This window comes from Bacteroides sp. 14(A) (assembly GCF_000526555.1).
In the GTDB taxonomy this organism is placed as follows: domain Bacteria; phylum Bacteroidota; class Bacteroidia; order Bacteroidales; family Bacteroidaceae; genus Bacteroides; species Bacteroides cellulosilyticus.
In genome coordinates, this window is the sequence record NZ_JAGH01000002.1 from 2,689,747 (window position 1) to 2,705,911 (window position 16,165).

The window sequence follows — 16,165 nt, forward strand, 5'->3', positions numbered from 1 at the left end:
TATGGAAACAAAAGAATTGAATTTCAAAGGGTTTAAGATGAATGGCTTTTTAGGATTGTTTGTTCATCTCATTGTGTTACCTGCACTAATTTTCTTTGGCTTTATTACGTGTGTGCCAACTGCAATTGTGTCTGGTATTCTCTGCATTGTCTGGCTGATAATGTTTGCCGGTTATATGCAATTGGAACCGAATGAGGCCCGGGCTATGGTGTTTTTTGGTAAGTACAAAGGTACATTCAAGGAAACTGGTTTCTTTTGGGTGAATCCTTTTCTGGATAAGAAGAAACTTTCTCTTCGTGCACGTAATTTGGATGTGGAACCTATCAAGGTAAATGATAAGATCGGTAATCCTATTCTGATAGGTTTGGTGTTGGTATGGAAACTTAAAGATACCTACAAAGCTATGTTTGAGATTGATTCGCAGACAATGGCTTCATCTGCTCATACGGGGGGAAATGCTAACCAAATTAATATAGGTAATGCGGTTGCCAGCCGTATGAACGCTTTTGAGAATTTTGTGAAAATACAAAGTGATGCCGCTTTACGCCAGGTGGCTGGACAATATGCTTATGATGATAACGAAGCGGATACTGAAGAACTGACACTTCGCTCCGGTGGTGAAGAAATCAATGAACAGTTGGAACAGAAGTTGAATGAACGTCTTGCCATGGCAGGTATGGAGGTAGTGGAAGCACGCATTAACTATCTGGCTTATGCTCCTGAAATTGCTGCGGTAATGCTCCGTCGTCAACAGGCTTCGGCTATCATTACTGCCCGTGAAAAGATTGTTGAGGGAGCTGTTTCTATGGTAAAAATGGCGTTGCACAAACTTTCAGAAGAACAAATTGTTGAACTGGACGAAGAAAAAAAGGCGGCTATGGTCAGCAATTTGCTGGTAGTACTTTGTGCCGATGAGGCAGCACAGCCAATTGTTAATGCGGGTACGTTAAATCATTAATCAAGATAATATGAGCTTTTCTTTTTTATATAAGTGGGCATTGGTGCTTGGCTTATTGCTGGGACATGTAGTGACGGTTTTTGCTCAGGATGCAAATATGGACCGTGCGAAGCATGTGTACGAATTGTTTGTGGCAGATCAGGGGGACAGTATTCATGCTCTCTTGAATAAAAATCTGCAGGAAAAATTATCACCGGAAATTTTTAAGGACATGTTTAAGCAATCGGAAAAGCAGTTCGGAAAACTTCAAGCAAAAGGAGAGTGGAAGCAAGAGAGTGCTGAAGGTATAACACTTTATTATCGCGATCTGAAGTTTGAGCGTTACAGTCTCCGTTTTTTGTTGTCTTTCGATGCTGATGGAAGCATGAATACCATTCGTTTGATGCCTGTACCTGCTGCTTCTACAGCAAAACCGGTAGCTTATAATAAAGAGAAAATGCAGGAACGAGATATAACGGTGGGAGCAGATGACTTTAAATTGCCCGGAACGCTGACGCTGCCTGTAGGAAAGAAAAAGGCTCCTGTCGTAATCCTTGTGCATGGTTCCGGTCCGCAGGATCGTGATGAAACTGTTGGTCCGAATAAACCTTTCCGTGATTTGGCTTGGGGATTGGCGGAACGTGGCATCGCAACGGTTCGTTATGATAAACGTACGAAGGTATATGGTGCAGCGTGTGTGCCGGAAGGTCGGAATATCGATTATGATACAGAAAGTGTAGATGATGCTGTGGCTATTATTGCTTGGGCGAAGGAATTGCCTGAGGTTGATGCGGACAGTGTTTATGTGCTGGGACATAGTTTAGGGGCTACACTTGCTCCTCGCATTGCAGAGCAAGCAGATGGGTTGACAGGAATTATCCTTGTTGCCGCTTTAGCTCGTCCATTTGAAGATGCTATTGTTGAACAAATGACTTATATATCTTCTCTGACTGACTCTTCCGCTAATGCCAAAAAGCAGATTACAGAAATAAAAAAACAAGCTGATAATATAAAGAAACTGGGTACACCGGAATATGATGATAAGATTCCTTTGTTGCTGAATCTTCCTCGTTCTTACTGGGAATTTGCTAACGCCTATAAACCGGTAGAAGTAGCATCTAAACTGGCTCTTCCCATACTTATATTGCAGGGCGAGCGTGATTATCAGGTGACTATGCAGGATTTCGGTTTATGGCGCTTCGGGCTGATGCGTAATAAAAATGCTTTCTTAAAATCTTACCCTAAACTTAATCATATGTTACAGGAAGGTAGTGGTAAAGCTACTCCGTTTGAGTATAACCAGGCGTCGCCTGTAGTCGGATATGTCATGGATGATATTGCATCGTTTATTCATAACGGAAACCTGTTATAATACAAATTCAATTGTAAATTGTTAAATAGTAAATAGAATCGTGGCTAAAAAAGAAACTTCAACCAAAAGCTTTGTTCTGCGTGTAGATGCTGCAACTATGGATGCCATTGAAAAGTGGGCAGCCGATGAGTTTCGTAGCACTAACGGACAGCTTCAGTGGATTATCGCTGAGGCATTGCGGAAAAGCGGGCGGATGAAGAAAACAAAGAATACTCCTCCGCCTAAAGAACCTGAGTCGTAGTTTAGCGATAAGTTGTTAGTGATAAGTGATTAGTAGTTTGAATTATAATTCATATATTGTTTATGTTAAATCTTGGTCCATATTCAACTAAAGAGTTTCCTAATATCCGGGTATATCCCACTATAATAGATCGTATATTAGAAGGTGTTGCCGTATTGTTGGCAATTGCTGCCTGGGTGTGTGCAATATGGGTGTATATCCATATAGAGGACAAGATTACAGCTAATTTTTCCTTTATGGCTGCGGGATTAGGTACTTTATGTCTCCTTTTAGTTGGTATTTCTGCCTATCTTCCTATTCGTTGGATACGTTTTCCTGTACGTATCACAGAACGCAATGTCGCGGTACAGTATTTTATGGCAGCCCGTATTGCTCGTATATTGAATGTGTTTCTTACTTTACTTTTCCTAACTCTTGTTTTTAATAAAGTAGAGATGGGATATGGTATTCCGCAAGATCTATGTAATATGATTACGAGTGCGGTCGTTGGTTTGATGATATTGGCGCTTATAGTCTATTATATATTGGCGTTTAAGTATAAATAGAGGTGTTTACAAGCATTAATACCTAGTTATGGCTATTACTCCCTTTCATTATACCTTGTTTTAGGGATTGTGACATCTTCGCAAATGCCCTACTTTTGCAACATCAGATTTAATGAATTAGTTAGTCATAATTACGTAACCACTTTTATTAAGGAAAAAAGGTTCCCGTCTTCCCCGATGTGATATCGTGAAAGAGCGGGGATTTTTTCATTTAATACCCTGTCTACAAGAAGTTAAGAGTTTGTCAACAAGAAGTTAACTCCTTGCAGACAGGAAGTTAACTCCTTGTAATTATTTGATAATCAGTGATACTCTTGATTTGCCTTGTTGGTGAATACAAGCAAATAGGAACGGAGTTGAAGTTAAAAGTAAAAGGAGAAAGATTGTATTTTTATTGTATTATGCGGGATATCCATAGTTGGAAATGAAAGACAGTGTGAGACGATGCTCTCTCTCTTATAGGTTATCTTTAATATCCTGCAGTTCCACCAGTTTGTTTACGATAGCGTAAATGGTCAGGCCGGCCGGAGAATGTATTTGCAGTTTACGGGCAATATTCCGGCGGTGGGTGATAACTGTGTGGATGGAAAGATAGAGCTGGTCGGCGATGGCTTTGTTGGTCATACCTTTCACAACGCAGGTGATAATTTCCTTTTCACGCTGACTGAGCGTCTCCTGCTCATTTTCTTTCTCCTCTTCTTCGTCAGTGCAAAGCAGTTGGTTTATTTTGGTGGCAATTGTTTCCGGATCATCACAAATAGAAAGATGATCATCATATTCTTTCAGTGAGTTACTGTCAATGACGGAACATACCAGTGCCAGATATTTGGTTTCCACTTTCCCATTTTCTGCCTTGAATGCTGGGAGATTGAACCAGCCGCCAAAGGTCGGGTTAACAATCAATACATCCGGTGTATGCAGGTGAATATAGCTTTGCAAAGATTCCGGAGAGGAAACCTCTATAGGTACTACATTCAGATTGGGCAGGCGCTTCAGCACTGTCGTGAGTCCGCTTCGGATAATGACAGAAGTTTCAGCGACTGCAATCTTTACAGAAACATTATTGTTCATTTTTCATTCTCCTTTCCAGTTGTGCCACGGCGGGAACAAACATATAGTCTTCTACTTGGCAGTGTGAAGCAAGGTCATGCTCACAGTTGAAGATATCGAAAAGAACAGCATTGAGCTTGTTGTTGTTCTCTTTTTCCGGATAATACTTAATGATAATATTTTTCAGTTCTGTCAGCTTGGATTCAATCTGATTATGCTTACTGGCAAAGGTTGCTATATCATAGTTCTCTGCAAGTTTGCCTTCAAGTAGTTTTTCGACATAGGTGAACACAGCCTCGTTTTCATATTCCATGTGGCGGCGTACCTCTTTGGCATATTCATCGAAGAATTTCAGAATGAGATAGGCTATATTATCCGAGCCCGAGCAATCGATAGATTCGATGAGCTTACGACGGATAACAGGTAATTTAAAATCGAGAAAGTAAGTGTGCGCCCGTTTCAGATAATCCATAAGGGCTGAGATGGAAAATACGTTTTCCTCTCCACTATAAGTATATTGTTCTTCACTGATGAAATTGGCTACTGCGAGAAAGGTACGGTAGTCTACGCCTTGTGCCTCGCAAACGTCCTTTACACTCTTGTCTCCGAATCCTAAGGAAAGGCCGAAACGGCTCATAACCATTAATAAGGAGTAGTTATCACAGATAAGGTCGCTCATTTTGTCTGTGGCACGATACTTATGCGGTTCATTCATTGCAGATTATCCTTTCTTTCTTTATTTATTCGTGCGCAAAGTAACGGATTTTCTCCGGGAATTGCAATCGCTATATGTAGGTATTTTGTGTTTAGTCTTATTTAACGAGAAAAATTAGTTTATAAACTAAATATTTTAGTTCTTTGCAAAAAACAAATGAAGAGTTATGAAAGGATTGACTGCGAAAGAAGAGGAAATCATGGGATTTTTCTGGGAGAAAGGTCCGTTGTTTGTGAAGGAGATGCTAGCTTTCTATGAAGAACCGAAGCCGCATTTCAATACGCTGTCTACGATTGTGAGGGGATTGGAGGATAAAGGTTTCCTGGCACATAAGACTTACGGTAACACGTACCAGTATTATGCTGTAGTGAATAAGGAAGACTTCAGTAAGGGAACGCTGAAGAAAGTAATCAGTAAGTACTTCAATAATTCGTATCTCAGCGCAGTATCATCGTTGGTAAAAGAAGAGGATATTTCGTTGGAGGACCTGAAACAGTTGATTGCAGAAGTGGAGAGAGGAACGAAATAGAAACTTTAAAATGCCAAGAATTATGAAAAACATAGCTATAACTTGTTTTGTATTGATAGCTGTTTGCGTAGGTTTGCAGGCGAAAAAGGTTGTGAAAGCTCCTTATTTCATGGCAACGAATACTAGCCAGATCGAATTCGAAAAAGTGACATTGGGAAAGGATACGACATGGATAGATGCTAAAATATATTCTATTCCGGGTGAAGATGTAAGGATAGACTCGACTGCTGTATTGCAGATAGGAGGAAAAACGTATGCCTACCTAGGTGGTAATGGTTTTTCAAAAGAACTATGGACGAAGACACCGGCTTCTGGTGAACTGGCTGTGACATTGAAGTTTGAGCCGATTCCTATGGATACGGAAAGTTTTGACTTTTTCGAAATGTCTGAGAAGAAAGACGAAGGATGGAATATTTATGGAGTGCGTCTGGACGGAAAAAAGCCGGAAATAGGAATACCGGAGAAATTGTTGAATCAGCAATTGGATTATTCCCAGCCTCTGCCGGATCCTGATTTGAAGAATGGGAAGACGGTGATATATGGGCGTATATTGGGTTATGATCCGACTCATGGTATTGCTTTGAAATTCAATTGTACTGACTGGCTATTCTTTGATGTATTCGGTCAATCCGTTCCGGTGGCCGAGGATGGAAGTTTTCGCTACGAAACAAATATGATGCTGCCCGGTGAAGCGACATTACGGGTAGGACGGAAGAGATTTGAATTGTTTCTGATGCCGGGCGGTAAACTTGAGGTAACTATTAATTTGCCGGAGATTTTCTGGTCGGAAAGTCACCTGTTTGGAAAGAAAGAGAGCGGGAAGTTGATTTGGTTTGAGGGTACGTATGCCGCTCTGAATACCGAACTGGTAAAGCATGCCGGACTGATGAACATTTATAGTGCGGATAATTTTTATGAAAATATTTGTGGTGTTACTCCGGCCCAATATAAAAAGTATGTGACGAAGATTTATGAAAAAAATCGTGGTGAAATACTGAAGAATAAATCGTTGAGTGATGCTGCTCGCACATACATGATAAACAAGCTGGAAATGTCGTATTTCTTTGCTATCAGGGGGTATAAAGGGAATATTAGTTATGCTCCGATGATTAGCGGAAAGAAAGGAGTGAAGCGTGCGGACATGACGGTAGATGAAAGTTATTATGATGATATTCTGGAACTGGATTTTATTCATTCACCTTATATACGTTATGGCAGTTATCCTGATTTTGTACGTGCTGCAACTGAAGATTTTAAAGGAAAGTTTGAACCGCAGCCTGTATGGGAGGATATTTTACGGGCGAAACCTCTAGGTTCCACTCTTGCTCGTTTGAAACCGCTGTCGGAAAAACAGATGCTGACATTGGACAGTATATCCGAACCGGAAATAAAGAAAGCTTTGACTGTCAAAAATAAAGAAGTGATGGACTTGCTTGCTGAAAGTGCAAATAAGACCGGTTATACAGTTTGCCAGCTGGATACGGCAGTTACCGCAGATGGTCTATTGGCAGTTGTCACCCGTCCTTATCGTGGTAAGGTGGTTCTGATAGATATGTGGAATACCTGGTGTGGCCCTTGTATGCGGGCTATGAATAGCCTGAAGCCGGTGAAAGAAGAATTGAAAGATGTAGTGTATGTTTATATAGCGGATGAAAGTTCACCTGAAGGGAAGTGGAAAATCACCATACCTGATATTCATGGAATACACTATCGGATCACGAATGAGCAGAGTTCTGCATTAGGTAAATTATATGAGTATCCGGGAATACCCACTTATTTTGTGATAGACCGGGAAGGGAAACTTTCATATAAAGTTACCGGATTTCCCGGTGCGGAGGTGATGAAAGAAGAACTACTGAAGGCTGGGAAATAGTAGCTGTAAATTATTAAATAGTACGTCAATATGGGAATTTTCTTTGTCTATATACTGAAGTCGTCGGTTTGTTTGGCGGTATTCTACCTGTTTTACCGTTTGTTGCTGAGCCGTGAGACGTTTCATCGTTTTAACCGGGTAGCGTTGTTGAGCATATTGTTGCTATCTTGTCTTTTGCCACTGGTGGAAGTTACTGTGGAGAAGCAGACAGAGGTTCATCAAACCATGATGACACTGGAACAGTGGCTGATGCTGGCGGATATGATGAATACTACAAATGTGGCGGAATTGCAGATAGAGGAAGTGACGGTAACTTGGATACAGGTTGCATTATTGGTGTACCTGGCTGGTATTTTACTTTTTGCTTTTCGTAATGGGTATTCGTTGCTGAAGTTGGGCAATTTATTGAGATCAGGCAGAAAAGAAGACTTGAGTAAATATACTGACGGTGGTGAGAAAGTGACTTTGATAGTGCACGACCACGATATAGCTCCGTTCAGTTGGATGAAATACATCGTTATTTCACAGAAAGACTTGGATGAGAATGGGCGGGAAATACTTATTCATGAGTTGGCTCATATACAGAACCGACATTCGTGGGATTTGCTGGTAGCAGATATCTGCATCTTTTTCCAGTGGTTTAATCCGGCTTCGTGGCTGCTGAAACAGGAATTACAGAATATCCATGAGTATGAGGCGGATGAAACGGTGATTGAAAAAGGCGTTGACGTGAAACAATATCAATTATTATTAATTAAAAAAGCTGTCGGCACAAGGCTCTACTCTATGGCCAACAGCTTTAATCACAGTAAACTTAAAAAACGTATCACTATGATGTTAAAAGAAAAATCGAATCCGTGGGCAAGATTGAAGTATTTATATATACTTCCGGTAGCTGCCATTGCAGTAACTGCTTTTGCCCGTCCTGAAATCTCGGAAACCGCAGAAGAGATTTCAAGAATGTCGGATGCACTCGGAATGGAACAAGCAAGCTTGCTCTTCTCTCGTTTGCATGACATTTCTGCCGCCAAAGTTAATGATTTGACAGCAATTGTGGAAGCAAAAGCCGTAAAAACTACGGAAGAACCAGTACAGGTAGCTCCAGTACTGAAAGATACAGCTAAACCCGTGGAGGTGAAGTATATTCCTGTAGAAGTGACTGAGAAGCTACAGGGTACTCCCTTCTTCGAGGTGGTGGAGCAAATGCCGGAGTATCCGGGTGGTATGGCTGCTGCGATGGAGTATATTCAGAAGAATATGCGTTATCCTGAAACTGCAAAGAAGAATGGTACACAGGGACGCGTTACGGTGCAATTTATTGTCGATAAGGAAGGGAATGTGACGGAACCGAAGGTGATCCGTGCCGTAGATAAAGATCTGGATGCTGAGGCTATCCGGTTGGTAGGAACGATGCCGAAGTGGAAACCAGGTATGCAGAAAGGACAAGCGGTAGCAGTGAAGTATACACTGCCGGTAATGTTCAGACTGGAAGGGGGAGAGATGAAAAGTTCTCGTACTGTAGAGATGAGTAGACGCCCTGGAAGTTTATTGGATAGTGCTTTGGTTATAGTGGATGGCAAGGAAGTTACCCAGTCTATATTGAATGCAATAAATGTCGACAGGATAATGAGTTTTAGCGTCTTGAAGGATGCGGCTTCTACTGCAATATATGGAGAGAGAGGCAAGAATGGGGTTATATTGATTACTTTGAAAGAAGATAAAGAAGAATACCATCCATCAGAAACCTATACACTAAAGAATACTAATGATCCCGTGGTTTTGGGAGTGAAAGGTACAGGAAAATTTACTACTGTCAATGGAGTGCAAGGTATCTATATAAATAGTAAGAAGGCAAATCGGGGAGATGTGACCTTTTTTGTAGATGGTGTGAAAATTGATTCCAGCGTTGCGGACATAGGTGAGGTAGTACCGGCTGAAAGAATTGAAAGCATGAGTGTTGAGAAAGGAACAGACGGCAAAGGCCAGATTTATATCACTACCAAAGACAAAAGAGGAGTTGAGAAGACTTCTGCCAAAGGTGATATGAAAGTGGAAGGTATTGTGCAGGATAAAGACGGAGAACCTGTCGTAGGTGCTGCCATACTGATAGAAGGAACAAAAAGCGGCAGTATAACCGATGTGGATGGTCGCTTTGTCCTATCTGCTTCAAAAGGCGATAAACTGGTTGTTTCTTATATTGGCATGAAAACTGCTAAAGTAAAGGCGGAGCCGAAGGTGACAGTTACTTTGAAAGATGAATAATCAAAGATATTTTATATGAAAAGGAATTCTCTCTTTTTGTTTCTCTCTATGATGTTCGTTTGGGTGGGGCTTTGCTCCGCCCAAACTAGTAGTGATAAGTATGTTCTCATTGACGGATGTTTTTTCAATGGTATGCCTCCGGGAATTCGGACTGATGAAGGTGCCCAGATGATTATGCTGACAGATGAGGAAGGACATACTGCATTGGAAATACGTCTGAATAAAGGCAAAACTTTACCGGACTATGCAATGAAATACCGGGTTTCCGTAGAAAAAGTACCCGGAGGAGAGGAATTATTGCGGATTTCCCGTTCAGGAGCGCAAAAGCCGATGGCGATTGCAGCGACTAATACAGTAACTCTTGATAAATGGGTAGGAAAACCATTCCCGGACTTTAAGGTAAAGGATACGACGGGACGGGTATGGACAAAGGCGGATATCATTGGAAAGCCTTTCGTTCTGAACTATTGGCACACGGGTTGCAGACCGTGTATCAAGGAGATGCCGGAACTGAATGAATGGATGAAAATCTGTCCGGATGTGACTTATTTCTCTACTACCTGGAATACAGCGGAACAGATAAAGAAGATAGTGGAAAACCGTCCTTTCCTTTTTACGCATATTGCCGATGAATTATTTTTCTTCAATTTGTTTAAAGTACAGGTCACGCCGACTACATTGTTGGTAGATAAGAAAGGTATTATCCGCTATTGGGAAGAAGGTACAAGCGAGGGTAAACGGGCCTATTTGCTTGATAGACTAAAGGAATTATCAGCCGAATAATCAACTTTGTTTCTTATTTCTTTGTTTAAATCATTACTTTTAAGTATTTTTGTTTGAGACGGTTTAGTATTCTATCACTTAAAAGATAATGCTATGAGACAAGGAAAACAAATTCACCAGGGATATAGCTTCTTTTGGGGAGTATTTCTATTATTAGTGATGTCTGCCGCTATATCTATTCATGCTGAAGCCCCTTCTACAAAGGAGCTTGTACTTTTCAAAGATACTTTGAAGAATGATACCATTGTGCCGCAGTCTCCGAAGAAAAATGGCACATTCGTTATTAGAGATCGCATTCCTATTCCATCTGATGAGCCTTTATTTATTGTAAATGGAATGGAACTTCCCTATGAGATTTTTGCAGCATTGAACCCCGCGCATATTGAAAGTCTTGAAGTTTTGAAAGATGCTTCAGCTACTGCCATTTATGGCACACGTGGAATAAATGGGGTCATTATTCTGAAGTTGAAAACTCCACAACAGGTAAAGGAGGAAAAAAACATTAAGAAAATAGATGATTTTCTCAAGCCAAAGGGAGTGAACAGGAGGAATGCGCGTTACTATATTAGCGGTAAAGAGGTTCCGGCCAGTACTGCGTATCAAACGAGTATTGAGCAAATGGAAGTGAAGACCGGTGCAGACGGAATACTGGAAATTTATATTAAACCAATGATTTTCCTAAGGGGAGAATATGAATAAAAGTGATTGTCAAGAGCGGAATGATTAAAGATTATGGAATAGGAAATACCTGATAACTAATGTTGAAACAAATATCCTTATTAATCCTGTGTGCGGCAGCAATTGTTTGGTTCGCTACTCCTGTGCAAGCCTGTACTTCTGCTGTTGTATCGGGTAAAGTAACACCCGACGGTCGCCCCCTGCTTTGGAAAAACCGTGATACGGACTTTATGCAAAACCATATTGATTATGTGAAAGGCGAGAAGTATAATTTTATTGCTGTAGTGAATAGCGCCAATGCATATCTGAAAGAGGCATGGATGGGAACTAATTCCTCAGGATTTGCTTTGATGAATACACAATCGTATAATCTGGTGGATGTAAAGGGCGATGAAGAGCGGGGGGCAGCCAATGGGCGTGTTATTTATCGTGCACTCGAAGTTTGTGCAACGGTAGAGGATTTCTGTCATTTTCTGGATACCATTTCCAAGCCCAGCGATATCGAAGCTAATTTTGGTGTGATTGATGCACAAGGCGGGGCAGCTATGTTTGAGGTAGATTATCATAAATATGTAATGTATGACGCCAATAACCCGAAGGACGCTCCTTATGGTTATATTGCCCGTACCAACTTTTCTTTTGCTGGTAAGGTGAACGAGGGTGCCGGTTATGTGCGCTATATGGAAGCAGACCAGGTGCTGATGAAAGCTTCGGCTACGGGTAGTATTACCCCACAGTTTATTTTCAATGATTTATCGCGTTCGTTCCGTAACCGTATGCTGGATATTGATTTGCGTAGCGGGGCATATAATCGTCCTCAGGCGTCGGGTTGGTTTGTAGATCAGGATTTCATTCCGCGTAGCAGTACATCGTGTTCGGTAGTGGTACAAGGTGTGAAACCGGGTGAAAAGGCCGAACTGACTACCATGTGGACACTGTTAGGTTATCCTCCTACTGGTATAGCTATTCCGTTGTGGGTGAAAGATGCCGGTAAACTTCTTCCCGGAATGGTACGTTTCGGTAAAGAACATGAGGCAGCTCCGCTCAGTGATTGGTCACTTCGTTTGGCAGACAGAGTTTTCAGCTATAAGCAGGGAATGGGTACCGGACGTTATCTGAATTGGGAAAGATTGTATAGTCCTGAGAAAGGTGACGGTTATATGACAGCGATTACTGCGGTAGAAGATGAAGTCTTCCGTACGACGAAGCCATTGCTGGAAGAATGGTATAAAAAAGGAAGCCTCGATACCCAAGCAATACCGAAGCTGTACGATGAACTGGAATCATCCATCAGAATGATCTATCAGAGTTTACTGGAATCAGAATAGAACTTACATTACCGAATGGAGGTACGCCAGTATCTCCGTTTCTTGTTCCGGATGGAACCAACGGATTTCTTCATCTCTCTTGAACCATGTCATCTGCTTGCGTGAATAGATGCGGGAGTTCTGTTGGATTTTCTCTATGGCAAAAGGCAAGGTCCATTCTCCGTCGAGATATTTGAACATCTCTTTATAACCTACCGTATTCAATGAATTAAGTGCCCGATAAGGATATACCTTTCTGGCTTCTTCTTCCAAGCCATCCTCTATCATAATTTCTACCCGTCGGTTAATGCGGTCGTAAAGTTCTTCCCGGTCGCGCGTCAATCCTATTTTGATGATGCGGAAGGGGCGTTCTTTTTTCTGTTGTGTACGGAATGAGGTGTAGGTCTTCCCTGTCATATAGCATATCTCCAGTGCATGGATTACGCGTTTAGGATTCTTCAGGTCTACTATTTTGTAGTATTCAGGATCGAGTAACTTTAGCTCTGCGCACAATCTTTCCAGACCTTCCGTTTCATACTTATGTAGCATCACCTGGCGTGTTTCAGCATCTACGGTCGGAATATCGTCAATGCCTTTGCAAACGGCATCCACATACATCATAGAGCCACCGGTAAGCAATACTGTATCCTGTTCGGTAAATAAGGTTTCCAGAAGTTTCAGTACTTCCGCTTCATATTGGGCGGCACTGTAATAATCGGTGAGTTGCAAGGTTCCTACAAGGTAATGTTTCACGCGTTGCAGTTGCTCGGGGGTAGGGGCTGCCGTCCCTATTTTCAAATCGGCATAGAGTTGCCGGGAGTCTGCGGAAACGATGCAAGTTTGGTAATGCTCTGCCAGCCGCAGGCTGAGTTCGGTCTTTCCTACTCCGGTCGGTCCAATAAGCACTATCAGGGTTTTCATAAGGAAATGGTATTTAGAGAATCATTTCCCATCTGCAGATAACGCGGATAACGCAGATCTCTTCTAGGCTTAAGTCTTTCAAATCTGTGTTATCCGCGTTATCTGCGGATGAAAAATTTAAAATAATATTAGAACTTTTCTTCCTCGAACGGTGCTGCGCTACCTTCGCCTCCGCCCATATCGAAACCTTCCTGGTCGAATTCTTCCAGATCAAAGTCCTGATCTCCATAGAAGTTTTCATCCAGATCAAGTGATCCGCTGTTGGCTGCCATTTCTTCGAAGTCAATTGTCTGTTTCGGAGCATCACCTTCCTTCTTGGTACACTTGGCACCTTTCATTTCTTTTCCGGTAATGATCTCGGAGAGTTCAATGAAGAAACAGCGTTCTGTCATGTAGTCGAACACATAGAGTAACTTCTGCTTTTCATCTTCTATCAGTTCGCTGATAGTGGTGTCTTTCATTACCCAACTGTCCATCTCCGGATTGTCATCCATCTCTTCCAGTGTAATTTCCTTTTCTTTTTCCCAATCATCATCACAGATGAAGAAAGAAGTCATCTGGTCGTTAGTATAACCTACTGACTTCACTATAGCCTCATGGAAGTCGTAGAATGTAGCTTCCGGGTCAATTTGTATTTCTCTTACGAAGTCGTCCACTTCATCGGAGATAAGTGTAAATCTGTATATCATATTCTAATTACTTTATCGTTTTATCATCTAATAATACCACGTTCGGAGTCACGGATGAAGCTGACAATGTATTCGATTTCCGGGCTCGTCGGAATTTCTTCTTCTATTTTCTTTAATGCGTCTGAAGTGTTCAATCCACTCTGATAAATGATACGGTATGCATTGTGTATATTCTCAATGGTTTCATTGGAGAATCCGCGACGACGCAACCCGATAATGTTGATACCGCTGTAAGCAATCGGTTCCCGGCCTGCAATGATGTACGGCGGAATATCCTTACTGAAACGGCAACCTCCTTGTATCATTCCGTATCCACCTACACGGCAGAACTGATGCATCAATACATTGGCACTGATAATGGAGAAATCGTCTATTACAATCTCACCTGCCATTTTAGTAGAGTTACCAATGATACAGTAATTACCGACAAGGGCATCATGAGCTACGTGCACACCTTCCATCAACAGGTTGTTGTTACCGATAATGGTTCTGCCTTTGGCAGCTGTACCGCGATTGATGGTAACATTTTCACGAATGGTATTGTTGTTACCAATTTCAGCGGTACTCTCTTCTCCCTGAAATTTCAGGTCCTGAGGGATGGCACCGATAACAGCTCCCGGAAAAATAGTATTTCCATTGCCGATACGTGAACCGTACAGAATGTTGGCATTTGCCATAATCTTGTTGTTATCGCCGATTACCACATTCTTGTCGATGAATACAAAAGGAGCAATCTCTACGTTTTCCCCGATTTTTGCCTCGGGATGAATATACGCTAAGGGACTTATCATGCTGATTTATGATTTATGATTTATAATTTATGAGATATTCGCGCTTATTATTAGCCACGAATAAATCTTAAATCATAAATCCTTTTACTTGTTCTTAACTATTTGTGCCATAAACTCTGCCTCGCAAACCACTTTCTCGCCTACGAACGCATAACCTTTCATCGTGGAAATGCCACGGCGGATAGGTGCAAGCAGTTCTACGCGGAAGATAAGGGTGTCACCCGGCACTACCTTTTGACGGAACTTCACACCATCTATCTTCATGAAGTAGGTAGAGTAGCGTTCGGGTTCGTCTACGGAGTTCAATACAAGCAGACCGCCTACCTGTGCCATAGCTTCAACCTGCAACACACCCGGCATTACCGGTTCCTGTGGGAAGTGCCCCTGGAAGAAAGGCTCGTTGGCAGTGATATTCTTCACGCCTACAATATAATTGGCACCTATTTCAATCACCTTGTCTACCAATTGGAATGGGTAACGGTGTGGCAACAGTTCGCGGATACGGTTTACGTCCATGACGGGTTCGCGGTTACAGTCATAAGTCGGAGCCTGTATATCATGCAGGCGGATTTCCTTACGCATCTGGCGGGCGAACTTGTTATTAATGGTATGTCCCGGACGGGTAGCGATGATACGTCCCTTGATAGGTTTGCCTATCAAAGCCAAGTCACCGATTACGTCGAGCAGTTTATGACGGGCACATTCATTGGCCCATACCAGCGGTTTGTGGTTGATATAACCCAGTTGCTTGGCATCCATGTGGGGAACTCCCATCACATCGGCCAACTTATCGAAGTCTTCCTGAGACATTTCTCGTTCGTAGATAACGATGGCATTGTCCAAATCACCGCCTTTGATGAGACCAGCCTGCAACAGTGGTTCAATCTCGCGTACGAATACGAATGTACGGCTGCCGGCTACTTCATCTCGGAATTTCGACATATCCTCCAGCGTTGCAAACTGATTGGGAATGATGGTCGAGTCGTAAGATACCAGTACATTCAGACTGAAGTTCTCGTCGGGCAACACGATAATGGAAGAACCGGTCTTTTCATCGCGAAACTCGATTTTTGACTTGATGATATAGAAATCTTTAACGGCATTTTGTTCTTCTGTACCTACGCGCTCTATTTCTTGTGCATAATATTGGGCGCTACCGTCCAGAATGGGAAACTCAGGACCGTTGACTTGTATCAGGCAGTTGTCTATGCCTAAGGCGTAAAGGGCTGCCATGCCGTGCTCTACAGTGCTAACCTTCACACCATTCTTGGAAAGGACGGTGCCGCGAGTGGTTTCAGTCACATTGTCCGCAACCGCATCAATGGTAGGTTGTCCCTCCACGTCGATGCGCTGGATTTTATATCCGTGGTTGTCCGGAGCAGGATTGAAAGTAACGGTCAGGTCAAGTCCCGTGTGAAGGCCTTTACCACTGAGGGAAAAACTGTCTTTCAGAGTCTTTTGTTTCAACATTT

16 protein-coding genes are annotated in these 16,165 nt (G+C 42.2%); 10 read left to right on the plus strand and 6 right to left on the minus strand.

Annotation, left to right across the window (positions count from 1 at the left end; translation table 11 throughout):
• Nucleotide 1 precedes the first annotated feature (1 nt).
• The 4 genes from K429_RS0117635 (at nucleotide 2) to K429_RS0117650 (ending at nucleotide 3,095) form a co-directional block, all read left to right on the plus strand.
• Nucleotides 2–958 (plus strand): SPFH domain-containing protein, encoded by a 957-nt coding sequence (locus tag K429_RS0117635; protein WP_007212537.1) that lies wholly within the window; start codon nucleotides 2–4, stop codon nucleotides 956–958.
• 10 nt (nucleotides 959–968) lie between these two features.
• A complete protein-coding gene (locus K429_RS0117640) occupies nucleotides 969–2,309 on the plus strand; it encodes an alpha/beta fold hydrolase (RefSeq protein WP_007212538.1) in 1,341 nt (446 codons plus the stop codon).
• Nucleotides 2,310–2,349: 40 nt separating this feature from the next.
• Nucleotides 2,350–2,550: a hypothetical protein gene (locus tag K429_RS0117645; protein WP_007215334.1), complete on the plus strand. Its 201-nt coding sequence runs from the start codon at nucleotides 2,350–2,352 to the stop codon at nucleotides 2,548–2,550.
• Nucleotides 2,551–2,612: 62 nt separating this feature from the next.
• Nucleotides 2,613–3,095 (plus strand): hypothetical protein, encoded by a 483-nt coding sequence (locus K429_RS0117650; RefSeq protein ID WP_007212540.1) that lies wholly within the window; start codon nucleotides 2,613–2,615, stop codon nucleotides 3,093–3,095.
• Between the two features lie 456 nt (nucleotides 3,096–3,551).
• Here the strand turns inward: K429_RS0117650 and K429_RS0117655 are convergent, their stop codons facing one another.
• Together K429_RS0117655 and K429_RS0117660 are read right to left on the minus strand one after the other, a co-directional pair.
• Nucleotides 3,552–4,166 (minus strand): response regulator transcription factor, encoded by a 615-nt coding sequence (locus tag K429_RS0117655; RefSeq protein WP_007212541.1) that lies wholly within the window; start codon nucleotides 4,164–4,166, stop codon nucleotides 3,552–3,554.
• Nucleotides 4,156–4,860 carry a hemerythrin domain-containing protein gene (locus K429_RS0117660; protein WP_007212542.1) on the minus strand — a complete coding sequence of 235 codons (705 nt, stop codon included), beginning with the start codon at nucleotides 4,858–4,860 and terminating at the stop codon, nucleotides 4,156–4,158. Before K429_RS0117660 ends, K429_RS0117655 begins: the two co-directional genes overlap by 11 nt.
• Nucleotides 4,861–5,026: 166 nt before the next feature.
• Here K429_RS0117660 and K429_RS0117665 point away from each other — a divergent pair, with 166 nt between their 5' ends.
• The 6 genes from K429_RS0117665 to K429_RS0117690 all read left to right on the plus strand — a co-directional run bounded on the left by K429_RS0117665 (nucleotide 5,027) and on the right by K429_RS0117690 (nucleotide 12,313).
• Nucleotides 5,027–5,389, plus strand: coding sequence for a BlaI/MecI/CopY family transcriptional regulator (locus K429_RS0117665; protein WP_007212543.1), 363 nt, complete (start codon nucleotides 5,027–5,029; stop codon nucleotides 5,387–5,389).
• Between the two features lie 22 nt (nucleotides 5,390–5,411).
• Complete coding sequence (locus K429_RS0117670; protein WP_026367759.1) at nucleotides 5,412–7,262, plus strand: TlpA disulfide reductase family protein; 1,851 nt, start codon at nucleotides 5,412–5,414, stop codon at nucleotides 7,260–7,262.
• A gap of 30 nt (nucleotides 7,263–7,292) precedes the next feature.
• Nucleotides 7,293–9,524 carry a M56 family metallopeptidase gene (locus tag K429_RS0117675; protein ID WP_026367760.1) on the plus strand — a complete coding sequence of 744 codons (2,232 nt, stop codon included), beginning with the start codon at nucleotides 7,293–7,295 and terminating at the stop codon, nucleotides 9,522–9,524.
• Between the two features lie 15 nt (nucleotides 9,525–9,539).
• A complete protein-coding gene (locus K429_RS0117680; RefSeq protein WP_026367761.1) occupies nucleotides 9,540–10,307 on the plus strand; it encodes a TlpA disulfide reductase family protein in 768 nt (255 codons plus the stop codon).
• 93 nt (nucleotides 10,308–10,400) lie between these two features.
• Nucleotides 10,401–11,006, plus strand: coding sequence for a TonB-dependent receptor plug domain-containing protein (locus tag K429_RS0117685; protein WP_007212547.1), 606 nt, complete (start codon nucleotides 10,401–10,403; stop codon nucleotides 11,004–11,006).
• Nucleotides 11,007–11,065: 59 nt separating this feature from the next.
• Nucleotides 11,066–12,313: a carcinine hydrolase/isopenicillin-N N-acyltransferase family protein gene (locus K429_RS0117690; RefSeq protein ID WP_026367762.1), complete on the plus strand. Its 1,248-nt coding sequence runs from the start codon at nucleotides 11,066–11,068 to the stop codon at nucleotides 12,311–12,313.
• Nucleotides 12,314–12,316: 3 nt separating this feature from the next.
• Here the strand turns inward: K429_RS0117690 and miaA are convergent, their stop codons facing one another.
• The 4 genes from miaA to K429_RS0117710 all read right to left on the minus strand — a co-directional run bounded on the left by miaA (nucleotide 12,317) and on the right by K429_RS0117710 (nucleotide 16,163).
• Nucleotides 12,317–13,213: a tRNA (adenosine(37)-N6)-dimethylallyltransferase MiaA gene (miaA, locus tag K429_RS0117695; RefSeq protein WP_007212549.1), complete on the minus strand. Its 897-nt coding sequence runs from the start codon at nucleotides 13,211–13,213 to the stop codon at nucleotides 12,317–12,319.
• Between the two features lie 128 nt (nucleotides 13,214–13,341).
• Nucleotides 13,342–13,902 (minus strand): hypothetical protein, encoded by a 561-nt coding sequence (locus tag K429_RS0117700; protein WP_007212550.1) that lies wholly within the window; start codon nucleotides 13,900–13,902, stop codon nucleotides 13,342–13,344.
• Between the two features lie 23 nt (nucleotides 13,903–13,925).
• Nucleotides 13,926–14,693 carry an acyl-ACP--UDP-N-acetylglucosamine O-acyltransferase gene (lpxA, locus tag K429_RS0117705; RefSeq protein ID WP_007215340.1) on the minus strand — a complete coding sequence of 256 codons (768 nt, stop codon included), beginning with the start codon at nucleotides 14,691–14,693 and terminating at the stop codon, nucleotides 13,926–13,928.
• A gap of 84 nt (nucleotides 14,694–14,777) precedes the next feature.
• Complete coding sequence (locus K429_RS0117710) at nucleotides 14,778–16,163, minus strand: bifunctional UDP-3-O-[3-hydroxymyristoyl] N-acetylglucosamine deacetylase/3-hydroxyacyl-ACP dehydratase (RefSeq protein ID WP_007212552.1); 1,386 nt, start codon at nucleotides 16,161–16,163, stop codon at nucleotides 14,778–14,780.
• Nucleotides 16,164–16,165: the final 2 nt, after the last annotated feature.

Coding starts and splice junctions, on each gene's coding strand:
- K429_RS0117635 (WP_007212537.1), top strand. CDS start 2: ATGGAAACAAAAGAATTGAATTTCAAAGGGTTTAAGATGAATGGCTTT.
- K429_RS0117640 (WP_007212538.1), top strand. CDS start 969: ATGAGCTTTTCTTTTTTATATAAGTGGGCATTGGTGCTTGGCTTATTG.
- K429_RS0117650 (WP_007212540.1), top strand. CDS start 2,613: ATGTTAAATCTTGGTCCATATTCAACTAAAGAGTTTCCTAATATCCGG.
- K429_RS0117655 (WP_007212541.1), bottom strand. CDS start 4,166: ATGAACAATAATGTTTCTGTAAAGATTGCAGTCGCTGAAACTTCTGTC.
- K429_RS0117660 (WP_007212542.1), bottom strand. CDS start 4,860: ATGAATGAACCGCATAAGTATCGTGCCACAGACAAAATGAGCGACCTT.
- K429_RS0117665 (WP_007212543.1), top strand. CDS start 5,027: ATGAAAGGATTGACTGCGAAAGAAGAGGAAATCATGGGATTTTTCTGG.
- K429_RS0117670 (WP_026367759.1), top strand. CDS start 5,412: ATGAAAAACATAGCTATAACTTGTTTTGTATTGATAGCTGTTTGCGTA.
- K429_RS0117675 (WP_026367760.1), top strand. CDS start 7,293: ATGGGAATTTTCTTTGTCTATATACTGAAGTCGTCGGTTTGTTTGGCG.
- K429_RS0117680 (WP_026367761.1), top strand. CDS start 9,540: ATGAAAAGGAATTCTCTCTTTTTGTTTCTCTCTATGATGTTCGTTTGG.
- K429_RS0117685 (WP_007212547.1), top strand. CDS start 10,401: ATGAGACAAGGAAAACAAATTCACCAGGGATATAGCTTCTTTTGGGGA.
- K429_RS0117690 (WP_026367762.1), top strand. CDS start 11,066: ATGTTGAAACAAATATCCTTATTAATCCTGTGTGCGGCAGCAATTGTT.
- miaA (WP_007212549.1), bottom strand. CDS start 13,213: ATGAAAACCCTGATAGTGCTTATTGGACCGACCGGAGTAGGAAAGACC.
- K429_RS0117700 (WP_007212550.1), bottom strand. CDS start 13,902: ATGATATACAGATTTACACTTATCTCCGATGAAGTGGACGACTTCGTA.
- lpxA (WP_007215340.1), bottom strand. CDS start 14,693: ATGATAAGTCCCTTAGCGTATATTCATCCCGAGGCAAAAATCGGGGAA.
- K429_RS0117710 (WP_007212552.1), bottom strand. CDS start 16,163: ATGTTGAAACAAAAGACTCTGAAAGACAGTTTTTCCCTCAGTGGTAAA.